This window comes from Curtobacterium sp. MCPF17_018, assembly GCF_003234135.1.
In the GTDB taxonomy this organism is placed as follows: domain Bacteria; phylum Actinomycetota; class Actinomycetes; order Actinomycetales; family Microbacteriaceae; genus Curtobacterium; species Curtobacterium flaccumfaciens.
Window position 1 is genome coordinate 221011 of record NZ_QKSJ01000002.1, and the last position, 24430, is coordinate 245440.

Annotated in this window: 20 protein-coding genes and 1 pseudogene; 7 read left to right on the plus strand and 14 right to left on the minus strand. The window is 71.8% G+C overall.

What is annotated here, in order from left to right; translation table 11 throughout:
- Positions 1-46 precede the first annotated feature (46 nt).
- From dacB to DEJ27_RS03675, 3 genes are read left to right on the plus strand one after another with little or no spacing between them, the layout of a single operon-like run.
- On the plus strand, positions 47-1558 hold the full coding sequence (dacB, locus tag DEJ27_RS03665) for a D-alanyl-D-alanine carboxypeptidase/D-alanyl-D-alanine-endopeptidase (protein WP_111090344.1): 1512 nt from the start codon (positions 47-49) through the stop codon (positions 1556-1558).
- Between the two features lie 23 nt (positions 1559-1581).
- Entirely contained in the window at positions 1582-2202 is a 621-nt protein-coding gene (locus tag DEJ27_RS03670) for an isochorismatase family protein (protein WP_181430082.1), read from the plus strand.
- A complete protein-coding gene (locus DEJ27_RS03675; protein WP_110861401.1) occupies positions 2199-3701 on the plus strand; it encodes an NAD-dependent succinate-semialdehyde dehydrogenase in 1503 nt (500 codons plus the stop codon). Before DEJ27_RS03670 ends, DEJ27_RS03675 begins: the two co-directional genes overlap by 4 nt.
- Positions 3702-3747: 46 nt before the next feature.
- On the opposite strand, the gene DEJ27_RS03680 is transcribed toward DEJ27_RS03675, so the two are convergent.
- From DEJ27_RS03680 to DEJ27_RS03725, 10 genes and pseudogenes are all read right to left on the minus strand, one after another.
- A complete protein-coding gene (locus DEJ27_RS03680) occupies positions 3748-5601 on the minus strand; it encodes an ABC transporter ATP-binding protein (RefSeq protein ID WP_110861399.1) in 1854 nt (617 codons plus the stop codon).
- 7 nt (positions 5602-5608) lie between these two features.
- Complete coding sequence (locus tag DEJ27_RS03685; protein WP_027466417.1) at positions 5609-5824, minus strand: hypothetical protein; 216 nt, start codon at positions 5822-5824, stop codon at positions 5609-5611.
- Between the two features lie 351 nt (positions 5825-6175).
- A complete protein-coding gene (locus DEJ27_RS03690) occupies positions 6176-7555 on the minus strand; it encodes an MFS transporter (protein WP_111090346.1) in 1380 nt (459 codons plus the stop codon).
- 219 nt (positions 7556-7774) lie between these two features.
- Positions 7775-8404 (minus strand): annotated as a pseudogene (gene ribA, locus DEJ27_RS03695) (GTP cyclohydrolase II); the annotation flags it as partial.
- 29 nt (positions 8405-8433) lie between these two features.
- Positions 8434-9540: a bifunctional diaminohydroxyphosphoribosylaminopyrimidine deaminase/5-amino-6-(5-phosphoribosylamino)uracil reductase RibD gene (gene ribD / locus DEJ27_RS03700; RefSeq protein ID WP_111090347.1), complete on the minus strand. Its 1107-nt coding sequence runs from the start codon at positions 9538-9540 to the stop codon at positions 8434-8436.
- A gap of 55 nt (positions 9541-9595) precedes the next feature.
- A complete protein-coding gene (locus tag DEJ27_RS03705; RefSeq protein ID WP_181430083.1) occupies positions 9596-10150 on the minus strand; it encodes a GNAT family N-acetyltransferase in 555 nt (184 codons plus the stop codon).
- A gap of 2 nt (positions 10151-10152) precedes the next feature.
- Positions 10153-11163 (minus strand): tryptophan--tRNA ligase, encoded by a 1011-nt coding sequence (gene trpS / locus DEJ27_RS03710; RefSeq protein WP_111090349.1) that lies wholly within the window; start codon positions 11161-11163, stop codon positions 10153-10155.
- 41 nt (positions 11164-11204) lie between these two features.
- Positions 11205-12047, minus strand: coding sequence for an exodeoxyribonuclease III (locus tag DEJ27_RS03715; RefSeq protein ID WP_111090350.1), 843 nt, complete (start codon positions 12045-12047; stop codon positions 11205-11207).
- A gap of 127 nt (positions 12048-12174) precedes the next feature.
- The gene (locus DEJ27_RS03720; protein WP_022905912.1) at positions 12175-12447 is read right to left on the minus strand and encodes an HPr family phosphocarrier protein; all 273 of its coding nucleotides are present in this window, start codon (positions 12445-12447) and stop codon (positions 12175-12177) included.
- A gap of 69 nt (positions 12448-12516) precedes the next feature.
- The gene (locus tag DEJ27_RS03725) at positions 12517-13287 is read right to left on the minus strand and encodes a DeoR/GlpR family DNA-binding transcription regulator (RefSeq protein WP_027466423.1); all 771 of its coding nucleotides are present in this window, start codon (positions 13285-13287) and stop codon (positions 12517-12519) included.
- Positions 13288-13538: 251 nt separating this feature from the next.
- Here DEJ27_RS03725 and ptsP point away from each other — a divergent pair, with 251 nt between their 5' ends.
- The 4 genes from ptsP (at position 13539) to DEJ27_RS03745 (ending at position 18501) form a co-directional block, all read left to right on the plus strand.
- Positions 13539-15197 (plus strand): phosphoenolpyruvate--protein phosphotransferase, encoded by a 1659-nt coding sequence (ptsP, locus tag DEJ27_RS03730; RefSeq protein WP_110861364.1) that lies wholly within the window; start codon positions 13539-13541, stop codon positions 15195-15197.
- Between the two features lie 67 nt (positions 15198-15264).
- Positions 15265-16821, plus strand: a complete 1557-nt coding sequence (locus DEJ27_RS03735; protein ID WP_071406396.1) for a PTS mannitol transporter subunit IICB — start codon at positions 15265-15267, stop codon at positions 16819-16821.
- An 88-nt stretch (positions 16822-16909) separates the two neighbouring features.
- Positions 16910-17347 carry a PTS sugar transporter subunit IIA gene (locus tag DEJ27_RS03740; protein WP_071244331.1) on the plus strand — a complete coding sequence of 146 codons (438 nt, stop codon included), beginning with the start codon at positions 16910-16912 and terminating at the stop codon, positions 17345-17347.
- A complete protein-coding gene (locus DEJ27_RS03745; protein ID WP_111090351.1) occupies positions 17344-18501 on the plus strand; it encodes a mannitol-1-phosphate 5-dehydrogenase in 1158 nt (385 codons plus the stop codon). The genes DEJ27_RS03740 and DEJ27_RS03745 overlap by 4 nt, the downstream gene beginning before the upstream one ends.
- A 73-nt stretch (positions 18502-18574) precedes the next feature.
- On the opposite strand, the gene DEJ27_RS03750 is transcribed toward DEJ27_RS03745, so the two are convergent.
- Genes DEJ27_RS03750 through DEJ27_RS03765 form a run of 4 tightly spaced genes read right to left on the minus strand, consistent with a single transcriptional unit; the run spans position 18575 to position 24429 of the window.
- Entirely contained in the window at positions 18575-19183 is a 609-nt protein-coding gene (locus DEJ27_RS03750; RefSeq protein ID WP_111090352.1) for a hypothetical protein, read from the minus strand.
- Positions 19180-19524, minus strand: coding sequence for a hypothetical protein (locus DEJ27_RS03755; RefSeq protein ID WP_111090353.1), 345 nt, complete (start codon positions 19522-19524; stop codon positions 19180-19182). Before DEJ27_RS03755 ends, DEJ27_RS03750 begins: the two co-directional genes overlap by 4 nt.
- Complete coding sequence (gene eccCa, locus DEJ27_RS03760) at positions 19514-23578, minus strand: type VII secretion protein EccCa (protein WP_111090354.1); 4065 nt, start codon at positions 23576-23578, stop codon at positions 19514-19516. Before eccCa ends, DEJ27_RS03755 begins: the two co-directional genes overlap by 11 nt.
- Entirely contained in the window at positions 23575-24429 is an 855-nt protein-coding gene (locus DEJ27_RS03765; protein WP_111090355.1) for a hypothetical protein, read from the minus strand. Before DEJ27_RS03765 ends, eccCa begins: the two co-directional genes overlap by 4 nt.
- Position 24430 lies beyond the last annotated feature (1 nt).

The following is a 24430-nucleotide window of genomic DNA, read 5'->3' on the forward strand; positions in this document are numbered from 1 at the left end:
CCCCCGGCCTGGAGGCTCCTGCCGCAGTTCCGTAGGATCGGTCGCGATGTCCGAGCAGCAGCCCACCCCGCATTCCGTCCCGGAGCGGTTCCGCGCCGCCGTCACCGCGGTGCGCGCATCCGCCGCACGACGCCCGGTCCCCTGGATCGCAGGTGGTCTCGCGGCGCTGCTCGTGGTCGGCTCCGGCGGGGCCGTCGCCGTCGCAGCAGCCACGACCCCGGACTCCCGGACGGCCGCCGCGCCGAGCTCGACCCGGACCGCGTCCTCGGCTCCGGACCGGACGACCACCACGAAGCGCCCGACGGCGAAGCCGTCCCCGACGCCGACCGCCGACGCCCGCGTCGTGCCGGACGACCTCGCCGGCCCGTCCGCCCTCCGGACCTGCTCGATCGCGACGGCTGCGTCGGCGAGCGGCCTCGGCGACTTCGAGGGGTACGTGATGGACGCCGAGACGGGCAAGGTCCTGTTCTCGAAGCACGGCGAACGGGCCGCCCAGACGGGCAGCGTCATGAAGACCCTGACCTCGGCGACCGCGCTCTCCGTGCTCGGGGGCGACCACCGCATCCCGACGACCGTCACACGGGAGTCCGCGAACACCGTCGCCCTGGTCGGGCACGGCGACGCGACGCTGTCCGCCGGCGGCGGGACCGTGTACCCGGGCGCCCCGACCCTCGCCCAGCTCGCGCAGCAGGTGAAGGCGAAGGTGGGTGGCACCCCGGTCACCACGATCGTCACCGATGACTCCTACTGGAGCGATGCTGACGCCTGGGACCCCACGTGGCCGGTCTCCGAGCGCACCATCGGGTACCAGCCGGAGGTCACCGCGCTGATGGTCGACGGCGACCGAGCGAACCCCGCAGCGGCGACGTCACCGCGGTCGGAGGACCCGGTCGGACGCGCGGGCGTCGCCTTCCGCACGGCGCTGGCGAACGCGGGCGTCGCGGGCGCCGGTTCCGCGCAGATCGTCAAGCGGGCGACGACGGGCACCGAGACGATCGCCACGGTGTCCTCGCAGCCGGTGTCGACGCTCATCGGGCAGATGATCCCGAACTCGGACAACACCCTGGCCGAGATGCTCGCCCGGGTGTCCTCGAAGGAGTCCGGGTCGAACGGCTCGGCGGCGTCCCTGTCGTCCGTGTACCAGTCGGCGCTGCGCTCGTACGGCCTCGACCCGGCCGGCATCGTGATCAAGGACGGCTCGGGCGAGAGCGCCTCGAACGCCGTGTCGCCGGAGTTCGTCGCCCACCTGATGGTGCAGGTCGCCTCCGGCGCGAAGGGCCTCGGGACGCTCGCGAACGCCCTGCCGGTGTCCGGGCAGTCCGGCACGCTCGCGAGCCGGTTCACCGGCGCGAACGCGGTCGCCCGTGGCAAGGTGCACGCGAAGACGGGCTGGATCGACAGCGCGAACACCCTCGGCGGCTACATCGACGCCGCCGACGGGTCTCGGTTGACCTTCGCCTTCTACGCCATCGGTTCGCCGCGTGCGGCGGCACTCCCGGCACTCGACGCGGTGACCGCCGCGACCTACTCGTGCGGGAGCAAGCTCACCGGCTCCTGAGCCGACGGGTGTTGGATGGACCCATGGCAAGAGCACTCCTCGTCGTGGACGTCCAGAACGACTTCACCGAGGGCGGTGCGCTCGCGGTCACCGGGGGAGCGGCGCTCGCGAAGCGCATCACCGCGTTCCTCGGTCGGCACGGGGACGAGTACGACCTCATCGTGGCGTCCCGCGACTGGCACCACGGGGACGACGACAACGGCGGACACTTCGCCGGACCCGAAGGACCCGACTTCGTCGACACGTGGCCGGTGCACTGCGTCGCCGGGACGCCCGGCGCCGACTACCACCCTGATCTCGACACCGCACTGATCGACGTCGACGTCCTCAAGGGCCAGGGTACGCCGGACTACTCGGCGTTCCAGGCCGTGACCGAAGCGGGCGTCCCGCTGGCCGACCTGCTCGCCGAGCGCCGCGTGCACACGATCGACGTCGTCGGCATCGCGACCGATCACTGCGTCCGAGCCTCGGCACTCGACGCCCGTGCCGCTGGACTCGACGTCGCCGTGTACGAGGACCTGGTGGCCGGCGTCGACGCCGAGCGCAGCGCCCGGGCGCTCGACGAGATCCGGGCGGCCGGCGGACACGTCGACCGCAGCGACATGGACGAGGGCCTCGCGAACCCAGGAGGAGCACGACTGTGACCGACACCACCACGAACGAGACCACCACCGTCGCCGACGAGCACGTCCGCGTCGAGGGCGTCCCCACCGGACTCTTCATCGGGGGCACCTGGCGTGCCTCGTCGAGCGGGTCCACGTTCGCCGTGCACGACCCGTCGACCGGTGCCGTCCTGGCCGAGGTCGCCGACGCCACACCCGAGGACGGCATCGCCGCCCTCGACGCCGCGGCCGCCGCACAGGAGTCCTGGGCAGCCACGGCCCCGCGCACACGGTCGGACATCCTGCGCCGGGCGTTCGACCTGGTGCACGAGCACGCCGACGACCTCGCGGCCCTGATGTCGCTCGAGATGGGCAAACCCCTGGCCGAGGCCCGCGGCGAAGTCGTCTACGGCGGCGAGTTCCTGCGCTGGTTCTCGGAAGAAGCGGTCCGCATCACCGGTGACTACCGCACGAACCCCGAGGGCACCGGGCGCGCGATCGTGCTGAAGCGTCCGGTCGGCCCCGTCTACGCGATCACGCCGTGGAACTTCCCGCTCGCGATGGCGACCCGGAAGATCGGCCCGGCCCTGGCTGCCGGCTGCACGGTGGTCGCGAAGCCGGCCGACCTCACCCCGCTGACGACCCTGTTCCTGGTCGAGCTGTTCCGCCGTGCCGGGCTGCCGGACGGTGTGCTCAACGTGATCCCGTCGAGTGACGCCAAGGGGCTGTCCGAGCCGATCATCGCCGACCCGCGCCTGCGCAAGCTGACGTTCACCGGTTCGACCCCGGTCGGTTCGGCGCTCCTCAAGCAGGCGGCGGACAACGTGCTCAAGACGAGCATGGAGCTCGGCGGCAACGCCCCGTTGCTCGTGTTCGACGACGCCGACCTCGACGAGGCGGTGGACGCGGCGATGCTCGCGAAGTTCCGCAACACGGGCGAAGCGTGCACCGCGGCGAACCGGTTCTTCGTGCAGGACGGCATCGCCGACGCGTTCGTCGCGGCCCTCACCGCGAAGGTGGACGCCCTGCGCGTCGGCCGGGGAACCGAGGACGGCACGACGCTCGGACCGCTCATCGACGACCGCGCCGTGGACAAGGCCGCCTCGCTCGTCGACGACGCCCTCGGTCGCGGTGCCCGGCTCGTCACCGGTGGCCACCGGATCGACCGCCCGGGCACGTTCTACGAGGCGACGGTGATCGACGACGTGCAGCCCGGCTCGGAGATCATGACGACGGAGATCTTCGGACCGGTCGCCTCGGTCACGCGCTTCAGCACCGAGGACGAGGGGATCCGGCTCGCGAACGACACCGAGTACGGACTCATCGCCTACGCCTTCACAACCGACTTCCGGCGCGGCCAGCGGCTCGCCGAGCGCCTGGAGACGGGCATGCTCGGGCTGAACACGGGCGTCGTGTCCAATGCGGCGTTCCCGTTCGGCGGCGTGAAGTCCTCGGGCCTGGGCCGCGAGGGATCGCACGAGGGCATCGAGGAGTACCTCGAGACCGTCTACGTGCTGACGCCGGACCCGTTCGCCGCCTGAGCCCGAGTCGGCGGTACGGCCGCGGTGCACGCGGCCGTACCCGGTCTCACACGAGCAGCTGGTGCTTCGCCAGGTCGCGGTAGAGCGGCGTCGACTCCACGAGCTCGGAGTGCGTGCCGCTGCCGACGACGCGGCCGTGCTCGAGCACGACGATCACGTCGGAGTCGACCACCGTCGACAACCGGTGGGCGATGACGAGCAGGGTGCGGTCCTCGGCGACGGCGTCGATCGCGAGCCGCATCTTCTGCTCGTTGACCCCGTCGAGTGACGACGTCGACTCGTCGAGCAGCAGGATCGGGGGAGCGGCGAGCAGCGCGCGGGCGATGGCCAGGCGCTGCCGTTCCCCACCGGAGAGCATGACGCCGTCCTCACCGACCTGCGCGTCGAGACCGCGGGGATCGCGGTGCAGGACCTCGCCGAGGTTGACCGCTTCGAGCACCCGGACGCAGTCGTCCTCGGTGGCGTTCGGCGACCCGAGCAGCAGGTTGGCGCGGATCGTGCCGGCGAGCACGGGCGCGTCCTGCTCGACGTAGCCGATCTGGGCACGGAGCTCGTCGCGGTCCATGCCGCGCACGTCGATGCCACCCAGGCGGATGACGCCGTCGGAGGGGTCGTAGAACCGCTCGATCAGCGCCAGGGTCGTCGACTTGCCGGCGCCGGACGGGCCCACGAGTGCGACGCGTGAGCCGCGGGGCACCCGGAACGACACGTCGTGGAGCACCACGTCGTCGGCCGGGCGCTCGTCGTCGACGTGATCCGGGCCTCCTGGGCGGTCCGCGGGGTCGGACGCGACCGCGCCGTCGGCACCCGATGCGTCCGCCTGGGCGCGGTACCGGAACGACACGTGCTCGAACGCGATGGCGTCGTCGGTGGCGACGGCTGCGGCCGGCCGGGCCGACTCGTCGTCCTGGGACTCGGTCGGCAGGTGCAGGATCTCCTCGATCCGGCCGAGCGCGCCGAGCGCCTGGGCGACGGCGACGGCCGCGCCCATCGCCTGGCCGAGCGGCATGATCATCATGAAGAGCAGCAGGATGAACGTGATGAGCGTCGCGATGGTGATGGTGCCGGCTGCGACCTGTGCCCCGCCGACGCCCAGGACGGCGATGAACGCGACCTGCATGACGATGCTGGCGACGGGGACGACGAAGGCGGACATCTTCGCGATGTCGAGGCCCCGCTTGTAGGCCTCGGTCGCGTGGCCGTCGACCTCGCGCACCTCGCGCTCGGTGGCGCCGGCCGCTCGGATGGTCCGGACCGCGCCGATCCCGCGTTCGACGGCGGCAGTGAGGTCGCCGACCTTCTCCTGCGCACGCTTCGAGGCGACCCGGATGCGACGGCTCAGTCCGCCGACGACGACGATGGCGATCAGGACGATGACGATCACGATGCCGAGCAGCAGTGGATCGATGATCGCCATCGCGACGATGGCGCCGATGAACGTGAGCGCGCCGCCGATCGACTCGATCAGTCCCTGGGTCAGGACGGCCCGGAGGAGCGTGGTGTCGCTGCCGACGCGGGACACCAGGTCGCCGGTTCGGCGGGTGTCGAACTCCGAGATCGGCAGGTTGAGGATGCGGGCGATGAGCTTGCGGCGGGTGGAGAGCACGACGCCCTCGCCCGCGCGCTGCAGCAGGAAGTGCTGCACGCCGTTCAGCACTCCCGCGACGATGACGAGCCCGACCAGCAGCCACACGAGCGTGCTGAGGGTGTTGCCCTGCTGCACCGCGGTGATGACCTGATTGACCAGGAGTGGCTGCGCGAGCGATGCCCCCGCACCGAGGACGCTCAGCACGATGATCACGACCATCGCGGGCTTGTTCTCGAACAGGTAGGACAGCAGGCGGCCGAACGTGGCGCGGGGGCCGTCGGAGGTCTTCGGGCGTGCGAAGGGGAAGCTCATCGTGTTCCTAGTTTCTGCCGTACTTCTTGTGCACTGCCTGTCGGCTGACACCGAGCAGCGTCGCGATCTCCTGCCACGAGGCGCCGGCGGTGCGGGCACGTCGCGCGGCGAGCTCTTCGGTCCGGTCGAGCTCACGGCGCAGTTCCCGCACGTTGGCGAGGGCGGAGAACGGGTCGTCCCCCGATGCTCCGGCCGCGAGGCTCGTGATGGTCGGTCGGTCCATGCCTGTCAACCTACATTGACGCACCGGCCTTCGTCAACCTGCGTTGACGGCGTCTCGTGCCCGGGAGGCCGCGGTGCATCGGGTGCGCAGACGCCGGCGTCTTCGTTCGACGCCGCCACGTGCGCGAGACGCCGCCGGATTCGGCGGCGTCTCGGCGGGCATGCGGCGTCTTGCTGACACGACGGCGTGTTGCGGGGCACACACGACGGCGTGTTCCGGGGCACACACGACGGACGGACGGGAGGCCCGGTGCCAGCTGGCACCCATACCTCGCAGGCTCGGTCGGCGCACCCCGCGCAACGCTTCGCGTCGCTGCTGAGCGGGGTGCGCCCGTCCGTCAGGGGTCGCCGATCAGGCGTCGGCGATGTCCTTCGACTTCGTCTCGCGCACGAAGAGCAGCGCGACCAGCGTCACGACCGCGGCGATCGTCAGGTACAGGCCGACCAGGAAGATGTTGCCGTCCGGCTTCCAGAGCGCCAACGCGATGGTCGGGGCGAGTGACGCACCGAGGATCGACGCGACGTTGTACGCGATGGCCGAGCCGGTGTACCGGACGTTCGTCGGGAACAGCTCGGGCAGCAGCGCACCCATCGGACCGAAGGTCAGCCCCATCAGCGAGAGCCCGACGATGAGGAACGTCACCACGGTGATCGGCCCACTCGACGCCGCGAACCAGAACTGGAACGTCAGGCCGAACAGCGCGATGCCGATCGTGGTCGGGATGAGGGTCTTCCGGCGGCCGAACCTGTCGGCGAGCAGCCCCGCGATCGGGGTGAAGATGCCGAAGAAGACGACGCCGATCATGAGCAGCGTCAGGAACTCGCCACGGGTGTACCCGAGGCCGACCTTCGGGACGAGTGCGCTCGCCTCGGCGCCGGTCGTGCCGTACGACAGGGTGAACGTCGTCATGAAGTAGAAGAGCACGTACGTGGCGACCATGCCGAAGGTGCCGACGATGACGGCCCGCCACGAGGTGCGGAACACCCGGCCGAGCGGGACCTTCGCGACCGTGCCGGACTCCTGCACACCGCGGAACACCGGCGACTCGACGAGCTTGAAGCGCACGTAGAGGCCGATGATGACGAGCACGGCGGACAGCAGGAACGGGATGCGCCAGCCCCATGCCTGGAAGTCGGCGTTCGGGGTGCCGTCGGCGCCGGCGGGCATCGCCGCGTTGATCGCGATGAACAGGCCGTTGGCGAGCAGGAAGCCGATCGGGGCACCGAGCTGCGGCATCGAGCCGAACACGCCGCGCTTGCCCTTCGGCGCGTTCTCGGTCGCGAGCAGGGCCGCGCCGGACCACTCGCCGCCGAGCCCGACGCCCTGGGCGAAGCGCATCACGGCGAGCAGGATCGGGGCCCAGACCCCGATGGTGTCGAACGTCGGCAGGCAGCCGATCAGGAACGTGGCGGTGCCCATCACGAGCAGCGACGCGACGAGGGTGGTCTTGCGGCCGATCCGGTCGCCGAAGTGCCCGAAGATGATCGACCCGACCGGCCGGGCGAAGAACGCCAGGGCGAACGTGACGAAGGACGACAGCTGCGAGGCCGTCGGGTCCTCGTTCGGGAAGAACAGCGTCGGGAAGACGAGCACCGCGGCGGTCGCGTAGACGTAGAAGTCGTAGAACTCGATCGACGTGCCGACGAGGCTCGCGATGACGACGCGGGAGCGCGGGTTGCCGGCGGGCGCCGGAGCGGAGGTGGGGGTTGCGGGTGCCGGGGCGGCGGTCATGACAGGGCGGGGTCTTCCGTGCTGCGTGCTCCCGACGGGGAGCACGAGGATCCGAAACGGCGGACACCGATCGGTTCGCGCGGGGTGGCGCGGGCACCGATCGGGTGCGTTCGGCTGAGGGGGGACCGCTTGTGACGGAAGCCCGATCATACGACAGATGTCGTCTGCCTGCGAATCAGCCCAGAGTCGGCTGGCTGCAGCTCCGTCGCCTGCGCGCGCTCAGGCGCCCGCGCCGGCTCCCGCTTCGAGGTGCTCGGGCAGCTGGTGGCCCATCCGGTCGCGCTTGGTGTCGAGGTACCCGGCGTTCTGCGCCGAGACGCCGACGACCAGCGGCACGAGGGAGTCGACGGTGATGCCGTGCTCCTCGAGCTGGCGGCGCTTCTCCGGGTTGTTCGACAGCAGCCGGACGCGGGTGATGCCGAGGTCGGCGAGGATGCCCGCGGCGCCGCCGTAGGCGCGGGAGTCGGCGGGCAGGCCGAGCGCGAGGTTGGCGTCGAGGGTGTCGAGACCGTCCTCTTGCAGGCGGTAGGCCTTGAGCTTGTTGATGAGGCCGATGCCGCGGCCCTCTTGCCCGCGCAGGTAGACGACCACGCCGCCCTCGGCTGCGATCGTGTCGAGCGCGGCGTCGAGCTGGGGGCCGCACTCGCACTTCAGCGACCCGAAGGCCTCACCGGTCAGGCACTCGGAGTGCACCCGGACGAGTGCCCCGTCGGTGGGCATCGAGCCGTCCGGCAGGGTGCCGATGATCGCGACGTGCTCGGCGCTCGTCACGAGGTCGCGGTAGGCGCGCATCTGGAAGGTGCCGTGGGTGGTCGGCACGTTCGTGGACACCTCGAACTTGACCGGGCTCCCCGGCGTGGGGGAGGTCAGCGCATCGGTCATGGGGTGCTCCGGTCGTTCGTGGGCCCGTCGTTCCCGAGCCCGGGTGTCGCGTCGTGCTGCTGCTGGTGCTGGTGCTGCGGACGGTGCGGTCGGGCTCGGACCAGCAGGTCGGGGCCGAGGCTGGTGGTCGATAGTACGTCCAACCGCCGACGATCTGAGATGCTTCCCACCCCCAGGTCGTCGAGGGCGACCCGGGGTCCGCCGAGCAGCACCGGGGCGAGGTACACCAGGTACTCGTCGACGAGTCCGGCGGCGATGAGCGCCGAGGCGACCGTGGGACCACCCTCGACGAACACCGAGTGCACGCCGTGCCCGCGCAGGGCACCGAGTGAGGCGGCCAGGTCGTGTCCGGGCAGGGTGACGAGCCCGCGCGGGTGCCGACGGACCGCGGCGTCGGCCGGCACCGGGCGGTCACCGAGCACCACGGCGAGCGGCTGGTCGGCGAGCAGTTCGCCGGCGTCCCCGCGCGCGGTCAGGCTCGGGTCGTCGGCCAGGACGGTGCCGGTGCCGACGAGGATCGCGTCATGGGCGGCGCGCTGTTCGTGGACGTGCTGCCGGGCGGCGGCGCCGGTGATCCACTTGCTCGTGCCGTCGGCAGCGGCAGCGCGCCCGTCGAGGCTGGACGCCCACTTCACGGTGACCCACGGTCGGCCGAATCGGACCGAGAGCAGCCACCGTTCGAGGAACGCCTCGGCCTGGTCGGCCAGGACCCCGGAGACGACCTGGACCCCGGCGGCATGGAGTCGGTCGGCGCCGCCGTGCACGTCGGCTCCGGGGTCGTCGATCGCGTACACGACCCGGGCGATCCCGGCGTCGAGCAGTGCCACGGCGCACGGCCCGGTCCGACCGACGTGGTTGCAGGGTTCGAGGGTCACGACCGCGGTCGCGCCGCGCAGCAGTGCCGGGTCGACCTTGGCCATCGCGTCGACCTCGGCGTGCGGGGTGCCGGCGCCCTTGTGCCACCCCTCGGCGAGGACCTCGCCGGTGGGGGAGAGGATCACGGCGCCGACGCGGGCGTGGTCGCCGACGACGGGCCCGAGGGCCGCGAGTTCGAGCCCGCGGCGCATCGCCCGGACCTCGTTGGGTCGTGCCGTGTCGCTCACGGGCCGAGCCTACCGGCGGTGGTTGGGTGACACGTCACCACGGTTGTGAGCGCGCTCAGGCGCTGGGCCAGGGGAGCTCTGAGGCGGGAGTGCCGTCTGCGCGTCGCAGTGCGGTCCACGCCGTGGTCGGGCCGCCGTCCCGGTCCGGCACCCGGGCTGCGCCGAGGCCGGTGTACGAGAACCCGGCCGCACGGGCGACCGCCGCCGAGGCCGTGTTGCCCTGGTAGCACTCCCAGTAGACGTCCGGCGCGCCCTGCTCGAACGCCCGGTCGACGACGAGCCGGACGGCGTCGTGCATGAGTCCGGCACCGCGCGCGGACGGTGCGAGCCAGAACCCGAGGTCACGACCGGCGGTGCGGTAGCTGATGATGCCCGCGAGCCACGTCGAGCCGGCCGGTCGGATCGCCCACGTGTACTCGCGGTCCGAGGCCCACCCCGGTCCGACCAGGGCGTCGACGAAGGTCCGGGCATCCTGCTCGCGGTACGGCGTCGGCACCGTCGTCCACCGGACGATCTCCGGGTCCTGGCAGGCCTCGGTGATCGCCGCGGTGTCGGCACGGGTGGGCAGGTCGAGCCGGACCCGCGCCGACTCGAGCGTGACGGGCTGCACGGTCAGCCGCGTGACCGCGGGACGAACCCGATGCGGTCGTAGACGCGGGCCAGGGTCTCCTGCGCGATCGACTCGGCGCGGTCGGCGCCGACGGCGAGCAGCCGGTCGAGCTCCGCCGGGTCGTCGAGCAGTTCGAGCGTCCGGGCGCGGACCGGTTCGAGCTCGGCCACGACGGCGTCGGCGACCTCGCCCTTCAGGTCGCCGTAGCCCTTGCCGACGAACGATTCCTCGAGCGCGGCGATCGAGGTGCCGGTGAACGCCGACAGGATCGACAGCAGGTTCGTCACACCGGGCTTGGCCTGGCGGTCGGCCCGGATCTCGCGCTCGGCGTCGGTGACCGCCGACTTGATCTTCTTCGCGGTGCGCTTCGGGTCGTCGAGCAGTCGGATGAGGCCGTTGTCCGACGCTGCGGACTTGCTCATCTTGCTGGTCGGGTCCTGCAGGTCGTAGATGCGCGCGGTCTCGGTCAGGATCCGTGCCTCGGGCGTGACGAACGTGTCACCGAACCGCGAGTTGAAGCGTCCGGCCAGGTCGCGCGTCAGCTCGACGTGCTGTCGCTGGTCGTCGCCCACCGGCACGACCCTGGTGTCGTAGAGCAGGATGTCGGCGGCCATCAGGATCGGGTAGGTGAAGAGCCCGACCGACGCGGCCTCGGCGCCCTGGCGTGCCGACTTGTCCTTGAACTGGGTCATCCGGCTCGCCTCGCCGAAGCCCGTCAGCGTGTTCAGCACCCAGGCGAGCTCGGCGTGCGCGGGCACGTGCGACTGCACGAACAGCGTCGCCCTGGACGGGTCGATGCCCGACGCGATGTACTGCGCAGCGGTGGCCCGGGTGTTCGCGCGGAGCTCGGCCGGGTCCTGGGGTGAGGTGATCGCGTGCATGTCGACGACGCAGTAGATCGCGTCGTGGTCGTCGAGCAGGGTCCTCCACTGCATGAGCGCCCCGACGTAGTTGCCGAGGTGCAGCGATCCGGCGGACGGCTGGATGCCCGAGAAGATGCGGGTCTTGGTCATGGTGGTGCTCCGGTGCGTCAGGTGAAGCGAGAGAAGAGGGGTCAGAGTTCGTAGTCGACGACCACGGGGGCGTGGTCGGACCATCGCTGGTCGTACGCCGCGGCGCGGTCGACCGTGTACTCCGTGACCTTGGCGGCCAGGTCGGGCGTCGCCATCTGGTAGTCGATGCGCCAGCCGGTGTCGTTGTCGAACGCCTGACCGCGCCACGACCACCACGTGTACGGGCCGTCGACGTCGCCGGCCTGGGCGCGGCCCACGTCGACCCAACCGAGCCCGGGGCCCGTGGAGCCGTCGGCACCCTCGACCGGTTCGCCGTCGGCGCCGAAGAACCGCGAGAAGTAGGCGCGCTCGCGCGGCAGGAAGCCGGCTCGCTTGACGTTGCCCTTCCAGTTCTTGATGTCGCGCTCGTCGTGCCCGACGTTGAGGTCACCGACGACGACCGCGAGCGGGTTGTGCTCGCGGAGCTTCGGCAGCCGCTCGGTCATCGCGTCGAGGAACTTCCACTTCTCGTCCTGCTTGGGGGTGTCGACCTCGCCCGAGTGCACGTACGTGGAGACCACCGTGACGGTCGTCCCGCCGATCTCGTAGTCGGCCTCGAGCCAGCGGCCGGCGGAGTCGAAGTCGTCGGCGCCCAGGGCGACGCGGTGGATCTGAGCGGAGTGTCGAGATGCGATCGCGACGCCGGCCCGGCCCTTCGCGGTCGCCGGGTCGTGCACGATGTCCCACTCGTCGCCGAGCAGCGCCGCCAGGTCGTCGCTCGACGCGCGCACCTCCTGCATGGCCAGCACGTCGACGTCACGGGTGGCGAGCCAGTCGCCCATGCCCTTGCGGAAGGCGGCGCGGACGCCGTTCACGTTGACGGATGCGAGGCGCAGGCGTGTCATGCAGAACACCTTATCGGCGGGCGCCGACAGCCCTGGACGCCCCCACGGACGCAGGGGAGGCACGGTGCCAGCTGGCACCGTGCCTCCCGTCCGCTCTGTCGTCGCGTGCAGGACGCGACCTGCGCGATCAGGCCGCGTCGTGGTCCGTCTTCAGGAACTCGACCAGGCTGTCCGCCGTGGTCTCGGCGTCGTCGCCCGACACGGTGAGGGTGACCTCGTCGCCGTTCTCGATGCCGAGCCCGAGCAGGGCGAGGATGCTGCCGGCGTTCCCGGACTTGTCGCCCTTGGCGATCGTGACCTGGTGCCCCGACGCCGTCACGGTCTGGACGAAGAGGGATGCGGGGCGAGCGTGCAGGCCGGATGCGCTGGCGACGGTCACGGTGCGGGTGGCTTCGGACATCGATGTACTCCTGTCGATGGGTGGTTGGCTCATGCTAGCGAGCGCTGGGTGGGCGGGAACGGGGCGCGGTCAGGGTCGGCCGGGCCAGAAGACCTCGGTACCGGCGGCCTCGACCTCGCGGACCAGGTCGAGGTTGACGGCGGGGTCGGTGATGATCGTGTCGATCGCGGCGAGCGGGGCGACGCGACCGAACTCCTCGCGGCCGAACTTGGTGTGGTCGGCGAGCAGGATGCTCCGTCGTGCGGACTTGATCATCGCGCTCTTCACGGCGGCCTCGGCCATGTTGTGGGTCGTCAGGCCGCGCTCCGGTGTGATGCCGTTGATGCTGATGAAGGCGACGTCGACGCTGACCATGCCGATGAGCTGGTGCGTCCAGGTGCCGACGCCGGCCAGGGAGTCGCTGCGGATGTTGCCGCCGAGCAGGTGCAGGTCGATGCCCGGGCGGTTCGCGACGGCGGTGGCGACGGGGAGCGAGTGCGTGACCACGGTCAGCCCGCGGTCGGTCGGCAGCAGCTCGGCCAGGCAGATGGTCGAGGTGCCGGCGTCGATCATGATCGAGCCGTTCTCGGGCAGTTCCGCCAGGGCGGCCTCGGCGATGACCATCTTCTCGGTCTGGTTGATGCCGCCGCGGTCGCCGACACCGGGGTGCAGGGTGATCCGCTCGACGGGGATCGCGCCGCCGTGCGCGCGACGGACGAGGCCGCGGCGCTCGAGGCTCGTCAGGTCGCGGCGGATGGTCTCGGGCGTGACGGCGAGCAACTCGGCCAGGTCCTTGACGTCCACCCGGCCCTGCGCGCGCGCCTGCTCGACGATGCGCTGGTGGCGTTCTGGTGCGTACATCGGACCTCGTCGTCTCGGGTCGGAACGGAACGGACACGCTCGGGCACGGCATCCGCGATGTCGTCCCCTGCGTTCGATCCGCCAGACGCAAACGGGCATCTGTTTCTGCATTTTTATCCCCGGATGTGTTTGTTTGTCAACGCGATGCGGGGTAGTGTGCTGCTCAGCCGCACGGGCGTGGTCTGTTCCCGTGTCGTGTGCACCGAACGATCCACCCCACCGCAAGCGCGTGTGAGATGAAGGAGTCTCGAATGTCCGAACTGCTCGGCACCGGCGTCGGCCGTGGCGTTGCCCACGGCCCCGTGCTCCGGATGGCCGACCCGCTCGGCGAACCGTCGAAGGACGCCCTGGTGGGTTCGGCCGACGACGCGAAGCAGGCGGTGCACGACGCACTGGCCGCCGTGGCGGACGACCTCAACAAGCGCGGACAGCTCGCCGGTGGCGACGCCCAGGCCGTGCTCGAGGCCCAGGCGCTCATGGCGCAGGACCCGACGCTCCTCGACGACGTGCACACCCGCATCGACGGCGGCACCAACGCCGAGCGCGCCGTGTACGAGGCGTTCGCCCAGTTCCGCGACCTGCTCGTCGGGATGGGCGGCTACATGGGGGAGCGCGCGGCCGACCTCGACGACGTCGCGCAGCGCATCATCGCCAAGCTCCGCGGCGTGCACGCCCCCGGTGTCCCCGAGTCGGACACCCCCTTCGTCCTCGTCGCCCGTGACCTCGCCCCGGCGGACACCGCGCTGCTCGACCTCGAGAAGGTCCTGGCGCTCGTCACCCGTGACGGCGGCCCGACCTCGCACACCGCGATCCTCGCCCGTGCCAAGGGCATCACCGCCATCGTCGGTGTGACCGGTGCCGATGACCTGGCCGACGGCCAGTCCGTCGTCGTGGACGCCATCGCAGGCACGGTCGTGACCGACCCCGACGCCGCACTGGTCGCGGACGTCGAGCGCCGCATCGCCGAGCGTCTCGCCGCCGCAGCGGCGCCGCTCACCGCCGGTGCCCTCGCCGACGGCCACGTCGTGCCCCTGCTCGCGAACCTCGGCAGCCCCGCCGACGCCGCCGGCGCCGTTGCTCTCGGTGCGGAGGGCGTGGGGCTCTTCCGCACCGAGTTCCTCTTCCTCGACTCGCCGAAGGCCCCCACGGTCGACGAGCAGACCGAGTCGTACCGCCAGCTCCTCGCGGCGTTCCCCGGCAAGAAGGTGGTCGTGCGCGCGCTCGACGCCGGCGCCGACAAGCCCCTGCCGTTCCTCACCGACAAGGACGAGGAGAACCCGGCCCTCGGACGCCGCGGCCTGCGTGCCCTGCGGAACCACCCCGAGGTCCTGCGCGACCAGCTCACCGCGCTCGCGCAGGCCGACGCCGCGACCGAGGCCGACCTGTGGGTCATGGCCCCGATGGTCGCCGACGCCGAGGAGACCGAGTACTTCGTCACCCTGGCCCGCGAACTCGGCATCCGCACCGCCGGTGTCATGGCCGAGGTGCCGTCGCTCGCGCTGATGGCCGAGCAGGTGTTCCAGAACGCCGACTTCGTGTCGATCGGCACGAACGACCTGACCCAGTACACGATGGCTGCCGACCGCATGCTCGGCACCGTCGCGTCCTACCAGGACCCGTGGCACCCCGCCGTCCTGCGCCTCGTCGCGCAGCTCGGCACCGCGGGGGCGACCGCCGGCAAGGCCGTCGGGATCTGCGGTGAGGCAGCAGCCGACCCGCTGCTCGCCGTCGTCCTGGTCGGTCTCGGCGCCACCACCCTCTCCATGACCCCCGCGGCCCTGGCCGACGTGCGCGCCGAACTCGGTCGCTACACGCTCGAACAGGCCCGCGAGATGGCGACGGCGGCACTCGCCGCGAGCACGGCGGCGGCCGCGAAGTCCGCTGCCGCGGCCGCGACGCACGCCGCCTGAGCCGCCACCCCAGCACCACCCCTCCCATCACCACGCAGCAGCTCCACCACACAGAAAGTCACCGCACATGACAACGTCGTCCGTTGCAGCGCCCGACGCACCCGCGAAGTCGCGGGGCGGCGCACGCGTCGCCGTTCAGAAGTTCGGCACGTTCCTCTCCGGCATGGTCATGCCCAACATCGCGATCTTCATCGCGTGGGGCATCATCACGGCCTTCTTCATCGAGACCGGGTGGACGCCCGTCGGCGTCCTCGGCGGGTTCGGTGAGACGGCCGGTGTCGCCAACCCCGGCCTCGTCGGCCCGATCCTGACCTACCTGATCCCGCTCGCGATCGCCATCCAGGGCGGCCGGATGATCTACGACACCCGCGGTGCCGTCGTCGGGTCGATCATGACCATGGGTGTCATCATCGGGGCCTCCGGCACCACGATGATCCTCGGCGCGATGATCTGTGGCCCGCTCGGTGCCTACCTGATCAAGCAGATCGACCGGATCTGGGACGGCAAGATCAAGCCCGGCTTCGAGATGCTCGTGAACAACTACGCGGCCGGCATCCTGGGCTTCGTCCTCGCGATGATCGGGTTCTTCTGGCTCGCGCCGCTGTTCAAGCTCATCGCCGAGGGCCTCGGCTCCGCGGTGGACTTCCTCGTGCAGCACTCGCTCCTGCCGCTCGCCAGCGTCATCATCGAGCCGGCGAAGGTCTTCTTCCTGAACAACGCCATCAACCACGGTGTGCTCGACCAGCTCGGCGCGGCGCAGGTCGCCGAGTCCGGCAAGTCGATCCTGTTCCTGCTCGAGGCGAACCCCGGCCCCGGCCTCGGTCTGCTGCTGGCCTTCACCTTCTTCGGTGTCGGCATCGCCCGCTCGACCGCTCCCGGCGCGATCATCATCCAGTTCTTCGGTGGCATCCACGAGATCTACTTCCCGTACGTGCTGCAGAAGCCGATCCTGTTCATCGCCGTCATCCTCGGTGGTGCCACGGGTGTCGCCACGAACGTCGCGTTCCAGTCCGGCCTCGTCGCCCCGGCGTCGCCCGGATCGATCTTCGCGGTGCTCGGCGCCACGGAGCGCAACAGCTTCCTCGGCGTGATCCTGTCGGTCATCCTCTCCGCCGCGGTGTCGTTCGCGGTCTCGTCCTTCTTCCTCCTCGCCAGCCGCAAGCGCGACCTGGCGAACGGCGGCGGTGACATGAGCGCCGCCATGGCGAAGCTCCAGGCCAACAAGGGCCGCGACGTGAACTCGGCGACCGCCGGCCTGCTCGGCAACAACTCCCCGGCCAACGAGGAAGAGGCCGAGGCCTCCCTCGGCGGCGTCGGCTCGGCGAGCACGGCGACGGCGACGAAGGTCCAGAACCTGGTCTTCGCCTGCGACGCCGGCATGGGCTCGAGCGCCATGGGCGCCAGCGTCCTGCGCAACAAGATCAAGAAGGCGGGCATCGAAGGGGTCACGGTCTCCAACAAGGCGATCGCGAACCTGTCCGGTGACGAGGACCTGATCATCACGCAGGAGGAGCTGACGGACCGCGCGAAGCAGAAGAACCCGAACGCGCAGCACGTGTCGGTCGGCAACTTCATGAACGCGCCGCAGTACGACCAGGTCGTCGAGCAGCTGAAGAACCAGTAACGCCACAACCAGTAACGAAGTGCAGTATCGGAGGGGACGGGGCTGACCCGTCCCCTCCATCTCGTCCTCAACACAAGGAGAACCCCCGATGCCCGTCCTGCAGGAGAGCCAGATCCGCATCCACACCGAGGACACCGCGCCGACCAAGTCGGAAGCGATGAAGGAGGCGGCCGAGATCCTCGAGGCTGCGGGCGCGGTCACGGCCGACTACTACCCGGCGATGCTCGAGCGCGAGAAGAGCGTGTCCACCTACATGGGCAACTTCCTCGCCATCCCGCACGGCACCAACGACGCGAAGGACGCCATCAAGTCGTCCGCCCTGTCGTTCATCCGCTACGCCAGCCCGATCGACTGGGACGGCAACCCCGTGCGCTTCGTCGTCGGCATCGCCGGCGTGAACAACGAGCACCTCGACATCCTGTCGAAGATCGCGATCGTGTTCTCCGACGAGGACGAGGTCCAGAAGCTCACGGACGCGGCCGACACCGCGGCGATCCTGTCGATCCTCGGCGAGGTCAACGAGTGAGCGCCGGCACCGCCGTCCACTTCGGCGCCGGCAACATCGGCCGCGGCTTCGTCGGGCTCCTGCTCCACGAGGCCGGGTACGAGGTCGTCTTCGCCGACGTCGCCGCCCCGCTCATCGACGCCCTGGCCGCAGCCGACTCGTACACCGTGCACGAGGTCGGGGCCGGCGCCCAGGACCACGAGGTCACGAACTTCCGCGCACTGAACAGCGCGCAGGACGAGGACGGCGTGGTCGCCGAGATCGCGACCGCAGCGGTCGTCACGTGCGCCGTCGGCCCGAACGTCCTGAAGTTCATCGCCCCGGTCATCGCCCGCGCGCTCGTCGCCCGTGACGCGGACGCCGCACCGATCGCCGTCATGGCGTGCGAGAACGCCCTGAACGCCACGGACCGGCTGCGCGAGTTCATCGTCGCCGCCCTGCCCGAGGACGGCCGCGACGCCGCCCTGGCCAAGGCCGTCTTCGCGAACACCGCCGTCGACCGCATCGTGCCCGCGCAACCCGAGGGCGGCGGACTCGACGTGACCGTGGAGACCTACTACGAGTGGGCCATCGACCGCACGCCGTTCGGTGGCAACGAGCCGGAGATCCCCGGCGCGCACTACGTCGACGGCCTCGCGGCGTCGATCGAGCGCAAGCTCTTCACGGTGAACACCGGCCACGCCACCGTCGCCTACCACGGCTTCGTCGCCGGGGCCGACAAGATCTCGGACGCCATCGCGATCCCCGCCGTGCGCTCCGAGCTCGAGTCCGTGCTCGCCGAGACGAGCGACCTGCTCATCCGCCGGCACGAGCTCGACCCCGAGGTGCACCGCGCGTACGTGCAGGCGATCATCGGCCGGTTCGAGAACCCGCACCTGCCCGACACGGTGACCCGCGTCGGCCGCCAGCCGCTCCGCAAGCTGTCGCGCGACGAGCGGTTCGTCTCGCCAGCCGCCGCGCTGGCCGAGGACGGCACGGAGCCGACGGCGCTGCTGGACGCGATGGGTGCGGCGCTCCGCTTCGACGTCGCGGACGACGAGCAGAGCGTCGAACTGCAGGCTCTGCTGGCGTCGGACGCGTCCGACGCGGACGTGGCCACGCAGATCACCGGTCTCGCTGCGGAGCACCCGCTGCACGCCGCGTTCGCCGAGCGGATCCGGTCCGCGCGCGCCTGACGACGTCAGCACCGACGAACGGGAGGCCCGTCACCAGCTGGTGACGGGCCTCCCGTTCGTCCACCGGTCGCGGCTACCAGCCCAGGGCCGTGAGCAGACCGGACACCGTCGTGATCGTGGTGTCGCTGATCGCTCCCAGCTGGACCCGACCGGGACGGCCGAGAGCGCGGTCGGCGCGCAGCACGAGGACCGCCGAGACCCCTGTGTCGCTCAGCCGACGGGTGTCCACCGGATCGTGCGCCGCGCCGCGGTCCACGAGCACCACGACCGATCGCCCGATGAGGGTCGGGTCCGGAGCATCGGCGATGGACGCGAGCGCTGCCCGGACGTCCGCCGCGCCGTCGGCGGTGGCCCGCCCGACCACGACGAGGGAGTTCTCCGGCGTCGCCGCGAGCACGGCGGCAGGGCCGACGTGCGCCCCCATGTCGTGCACCGTCACGCGTGAGGTGGCCGGTTGCAGGGTGGGGAGTCGTGCGGCGAGCTCGCCACCGGAGTGGTCCGTCGCCTGGGCCACCACGCCGAGACGTCCACCGACCGCATCGGCGAGGAGTGCCGCGACCGTCGTCGTCCCGGTGCCGCCGGCGACCCCGGCGACGAGCACGGTCCGGGCGCGCTGCGCGGCTGCCCGCCGCGAGCCGGGCATGGGCGGCAGCGGAGCCGAGGTCGGGGGTGTGATGCTCACGCGCCGTCCTCCACGAGGAGCTGGGCGTCGATCGACGCTGCGAAGGCCCGGACGATCGCCACACCGACCTCACCCGTCGGCCCCCACGGGACCCAGGCCTCGGTCCACCAGACGGGCGCGGCGAGCGTCGCCCACGGGGCGAGTCGTGCGATCTCGGCGGCGTTCTCGACACGCTCGGGCATCTGGACGCTCAGGACGGCCCGCCCGCGGTCGTCGACGATCTCGGTGACCACGCGGTCGAGCGTTCGCACCCGCAGATCCGGCGCGATCTGCGCTCCGGCCTCGACCAGCGCGAGCGACGACGGAGCCGCAGCGGACAGGATGGTCACCTCACGGGGCATCGACGGCTCCCTTCGGGTCGAGCACGGTCGTCTGACCGGCGGGGTCGGCCTGCGCCGGGGCGACGGTCGTCGCCGTGGGGAAGTGGGCGACCTGCACGATGCGCGGGGGCGTCCCGCGTCGGACGAGACGCCCGCGGCCGGGCGGGAACTGCTCCGCGTAGACCTTCGGGAACACCTGCCCCTCCGACCGTTCGCCGCTCAGCACGAGCCCGGTCGCACCCGAGTCGCGGATCGACTGGATCACGGTGTCGTACATCGCGCGTGCGGCGCCGGCGACGGGCCGCGTGAGCACGACGTGGAGCCCGAGGTCACGCGCCGACGGCAGGTACGGCATGAGGGGCGCGAGCGGGTCGGTGCCGGCCGAAGCGACGATGTCGTAGTCGTCGACGAGCACCACGATGCGGGGCCGTGGTCCGGTGGACGTGCCGGCTGCGCGCTGCTCGAGCTCCGCGGCGATGGCCGCGGCGAGCCCCCGGGCGTCCCGGCCGTTCGCCGCGTGCCCGCCGAGGAAGTCGTCCGGCGTCCCGGCCGCAGCGCTGCCGCGGACGTCCATGAAGGCGAGGACGAGTTCGTCCGGCGTCGAACGGTCCATGAACCCGGTCGCCAGGCCCCGAAGGAGCGCGGTCTTGCCGCTGGCCGTGTCGCCGAACACCAGCAGGTGCTGGTCGACGGCGGGGTCGAAGGCCACGAAGTCCATCGTGTCCTGGCGGAGCGCGAACGGCACCGTCGTCGGGGTGTCGAGCGGGTCCGGGAGCTCGGCCGGGTCGAACGACTCCGGGAGCAGGCGGATCGGCGCGGCAGCCGGACCACCCCAGCTGTCGGCGACCCGCTGGGCGAGGGCGCCGAGCTCGTCGCCGACCACACCGTCCTCCACGTCGTCGAGCACCGGCAGGGCCACCTGGCCGAACAACTCGCCGTCGGTGAGGACACGACCGGGCTCGCCGGACTTCAGGGTCGCCGCGGCGGCGCGGGCGATCGTGGAGTCTGCCGGGTCGTTGAGGCGCAGTTCGAACCGCTGCCCGATCAGTGGCTGGCTCGCGAGCCGGAGTTCGTTCCACCGGGTGAGCCCGAGGACGACGTGGATACCGAAGCTGCCGCCGCGTTGGAGCAGGTCGGCGAAGGCGTCCTCGAGCTCCTCGAACTCGGTGCGCATCACGCCGAACCCGTCGACGAGGAGCACCACGTCCGCCGATCCCAGTTCGGGGACACGGCCGGCGGCGTGCCGGGTGCGGAGCATCGCGAGTGAGTCGATGCCGTGGTCGCGGAACACCCGTTCGCGCAGACGGATCATCGCCTGCAGCTCCTCGACCAACCGGAGCAGGCGGTTCCGGTCGGCACGCGTGGCGACACCGCCGACGTGCGGGAAGCCCTCGATGCGACCGAGGCCGCCGCCGGCGAGGTCCATCCCGTAGACGCTGACCTGCCGGGGCGTGGTGGTCAGCGCGATCGATGCGGCCAGCGTGCGGAGGAACGTGGTCCGGCCGGAGCCGGGTGCTCCGATGACAGCGACGTGTCCGCCGCCCCGCGTGAGGTCGAGCATCCACGGTCGCTGTCGCTGCCGCGCGGGGTCGTCGAGCAGGCCGATCGGCACCGTGACCCCGGTCGGGTCGGAGACGGTGTTCGGATCGAGGACGGCGCCGAGTGCCAGACGCGTCGGCAGCGGCGGCAACCACACCGGCGTGGTGTCGCGGTCGCCGCGGTCGAGGCGTTCGACGGCCTCGTCGACGACGCTCCGCCCGACGTCGGGTGCCTCGAGCGTGACCTCACCGGGTTCGTCGTCCTCGGCGGCCAGCGTGTTGTAGACGGGCAGCTCGAAAGGCTCGGGAGCGGCGTCCGCGGACGACGTGGTGACGGCCGACACGGGAGCGGCGTCCTCGACCGGGCCGGACACGTAGCCGGATCGGAACCGGGTGTACACGCTCGTGTCGACCTTGAGGTAGCCGTAGCCGGGCACCGCGGGCAGGTGGAACGCGTCGCCCGTGTCGAGCACGACCTGGCTCTCGGCTTCGGAGAACGTGCGCAGGCCGAGCCGGTAGGACAGGTACGTGTCGAGGCCGCGGAGCTTGCCGGCTTCGATGCGCTGGCTCGACAGCAGCAGGTGCACGCCGATCGATCGCCCGATGCGCCCGATCATGAGGAGCAGGTCGACGAACTCGGGTTCCGCGGTGAGCAGCTCGCCGAACTCGTCGATGACGAGCACGAGGTGCGGCATCGGCGGCAGGTCCGGTCGCTGGGTCCGGAGCTCCCGGTAGTGCGTGATGGAGGGCGCCGATCCGGCGTCGCGCAGCATCTCCTGACGCCGTCGGACCTCGCCGGCGATCGACGCGCGAGCACGCCGGGTGAGCTGCGGGTCGTCGGCGAGGTTGTCGATGAGACCCGCGACGTGCGGGAGGCGGGCGAACGGGGCGAACGCGGCACCGCCCTTGTAGTCGACGAGGATCATCGCGAGGTCCTCCGGCGGGTGCGACACCGCGAGGCCGAGCACGAGGGTGCGGAGCATCTCGCTCTTGCCGGACCCGGTCGCACCGATGCAGATGCCGTGCGGGCCCATGCCGAGCTGCGCCGACTCCTTGAGGTCGAGCAGCAGCGGGGCGCCGAAGTCGTCGACACCGATCGGCACGCGCAGGAAGTCCCGCGGGGCTCGGGGCCGCCAGGTGCGGTCCGGGTCGATCGTGGCGACGTCGTCGACCCCGAGCAGGTCCGAGACGCCGATGGCGGCCGACGACTCGGCACGCTGCTCGGTGTCGGCGGACAGGCGGAGGGGCGCGAGGGCTCGTGCGACGGCGGTGACGAGGGGCGGGGCGACGGGGTCGCAGACGGCGAGCTGGACCGGTGCGGGCTCACCCTCCTCGACGTCGCGGGCGTCGACGATCTCGAGGAGCGTCGTGCGTGCACCGGATCCGGCACCCGCGCCACGGCCGGCACCCGGGGCGTCGGACTTCGCAGTCACCCGCACCCGGACGTCCGACGGTTCGTGCAGCCGGTCGGCGACGAGGTGCACGACCGTGATCCGGAGGTCCTCCGGCCGGGTCTCGCCCTCGGGGAGCGCGAGCGGAACGGCGACGACGCCGTGCTCGTCCGCGAACACGACCAGGCGCGGCAGGTCGCTGCGCTTGGCCGAGTCACCGGACCGCCGGTACATCGCGGCGGTCCGGGCGCGTTCGCCCAACTCGCCGGCGAGCGTGCGGGCGAGCGCCGGGACGTCCTCGGCGACCCGGCGCGCACGCAACGGCCCGTCGAAGGTGCGGTCCATCCGTGCGTGCGGGAGCAGGTCGAACCAGTCCCAGTCGTCGGCGTGCGCCGCCGGGAACGCCGCGGCGAGGTGCAGGTCGTCCGGGGCGTGCAGCGCTGCGAGCTGCACGACGAGTGCCCGCGCGACCTCGAGCACGGCGTCGCGGTCACCGACGACCGAGACGTCCCCGGCGCCGTCGAGTCGGACCGCGATGGGCATGGCGTGCACGGTGCCGTAGTGTTCGGCGACCTGCTCGAGCTCGGCGAGCATGAGCGGGTCGAGCGGTTGCACCGGGTTCTGGTCCGGCGGCACGGCGAGGTCGAGCCACCCCACGTCACCTGATCCGATGCGGACCCGCAGGAAGTCGCCGTGGGTGCGCCGCCGTTCCCAGAGGCGTGCCGGGTCGCCGACGAGACGGGGGAGGGTGTCGGGCGAGGGGTCGACGTGCTCGGCCCGTTCGCGGACGGCGGTCGTGCGCGTCCGCAGGTCGCCACGGAGTTCCTCGAGGTAGTCGAGGTACCGCTCGCGCTGCGTCCGCCGGTTCCGGACGGCGTTGCCCCGCTGGGTGAACGCCATGCTGAGGCCGCCGACGAGGGCGACCACGAAGACCAGGGCGGCGACGACCATGAGCACCGGGTTGTTGCCGCGGAGCACGACCATCATCACCACCGATGAGATCGCACCGACGACCGGCAGCAGCGACTGCAGCGGGAGGCCGCCACTCGGCCCCTCCGGGAGCTGCGGTGGCGGGGCGAGCTGCTCGGCCTCGGGACGGACGAGCGGGGTGGAGACCCGGGCGGGCCGGTGCACGACGCGGTTCACCGGGTGACCTCCGGGGTCGTGCGGCTGGTGCGACGGTCGACCGCGGCGTCGACCAGGGCTGCCGTCAGGTGGATGAGCGCGATCCGGGAGGCCGTGGGGCGTTCGCCGCCCCCGGTGACGCTCGGGTCGCCCGGGATCGGGTGGACGGCGTGCCCGGGCCACCGGACGGCGGTGCGCGCGGCCCGGAGGCCAGCCCCCGTGGCGTCGACCGGGACGACCAGGACGCGCGTGTCCGGCGCGTGCCGCCGGACGGCGTCGGCGTGCGCGACGCCCTCCTCGATGGCGGGGCGGTCGGGGCCGGTGACGAGGGCGACGACGTGGGCATCGGCAGCCACGGCGCCGAGGTCGACGAACGGGCTCCGGGACCCCCAGTCCCCGACGACGACGTCGAAGAACCGCGCGATCGGTTCGACGGCGTCGGTCCACTCGGCGGGTGCGGCCTGTCGGCTCGGGAGGCGCGGGTCGCCGATCCGGAGCACGTGCAGTCCCGACGGGGTCACCGCCAGACCGTCGGTCGCATCCCAGGACGTCCGGGCGGCGGCACGGCGCTCGGACCGCGGCGTCGGGTCCGTCCGGTCGGCGCCGGCGTGGGTGGCGAACGAGCGCAGCCCGGCGGCACCGTCCACGCCGAGCACCCGACCGGAGCGACGACGGGCGAGCACGGTCGCCACGGCTGCCGCGGTCACGGAGCAGCCGGTGCCGCCGCGGAGCGAGGCGAACGCGATGCGCCGACTGGTGGGAACGGCCTGCCGGATGGCACGGTGCGCATCGTCGAGCTCGCGCGCACCGCCGGCCACGCTGCCGAAGAACGCCCGCCCGAGCGCGGGGACGACGTCGTCGAGGAGCCGCATG

What these genes read in the sequence shown, in the direction of transcription:
- dacB (WP_111090344.1), top strand. Translation starts at nt 47, where the DNA reads ATGTCCGAGCAGCAGCCCACCCCGCATTCCGTCCCGGAGCGGTTCCGC.
- DEJ27_RS03670 (WP_181430082.1), top strand. Translation starts at nt 1,582, where the DNA reads ATGGCAAGAGCACTCCTCGTCGTGGACGTCCAGAACGACTTCACCGAG.
- DEJ27_RS03680 (WP_110861399.1), bottom strand. Translation starts at nt 5,601, where the DNA reads ATGAGCTTCCCCTTCGCACGCCCGAAGACCTCCGACGGCCCCCGCGCC.
- DEJ27_RS03685 (WP_027466417.1), bottom strand. Translation starts at nt 5,824, where the DNA reads ATGGACCGACCGACCATCACGAGCCTCGCGGCCGGAGCATCGGGGGAC.
- DEJ27_RS03690 (WP_111090346.1), bottom strand. Translation starts at nt 7,555, where the DNA reads ATGACCGCCGCCCCGGCACCCGCAACCCCCACCTCCGCTCCGGCGCCC.
- trpS (WP_111090349.1), bottom strand. Translation starts at nt 11,163, where the DNA reads ATGACCAAGACCCGCATCTTCTCGGGCATCCAGCCGTCCGCCGGATCG.
- DEJ27_RS03715 (WP_111090350.1), bottom strand. Translation starts at nt 12,047, where the DNA reads ATGACACGCCTGCGCCTCGCATCCGTCAACGTGAACGGCGTCCGCGCC.
- DEJ27_RS03720 (WP_022905912.1), bottom strand. Translation starts at nt 12,447, where the DNA reads ATGTCCGAAGCCACCCGCACCGTGACCGTCGCCAGCGCATCCGGCCTG.
- DEJ27_RS03725 (WP_027466423.1), bottom strand. Translation starts at nt 13,287, where the DNA reads ATGTACGCACCAGAACGCCACCAGCGCATCGTCGAGCAGGCGCGCGCG.
- ptsP (WP_110861364.1), top strand. Translation starts at nt 13,539, where the DNA reads ATGTCCGAACTGCTCGGCACCGGCGTCGGCCGTGGCGTTGCCCACGGC.
- DEJ27_RS03735 (WP_071406396.1), top strand. Translation starts at nt 15,265, where the DNA reads ATGACAACGTCGTCCGTTGCAGCGCCCGACGCACCCGCGAAGTCGCGG.
- DEJ27_RS03740 (WP_071244331.1), top strand. Translation starts at nt 16,910, where the DNA reads ATGCCCGTCCTGCAGGAGAGCCAGATCCGCATCCACACCGAGGACACC.
- DEJ27_RS03755 (WP_111090353.1), bottom strand. Translation starts at nt 19,524, where the DNA reads ATGCCCCGTGAGGTGACCATCCTGTCCGCTGCGGCTCCGTCGTCGCTC.
- DEJ27_RS03765 (WP_111090355.1), bottom strand. Translation starts at nt 24,429, where the DNA reads ATGCGGCTCCTCGACGACGTCGTCCCCGCGCTCGGGCGGGCGTTCTTC.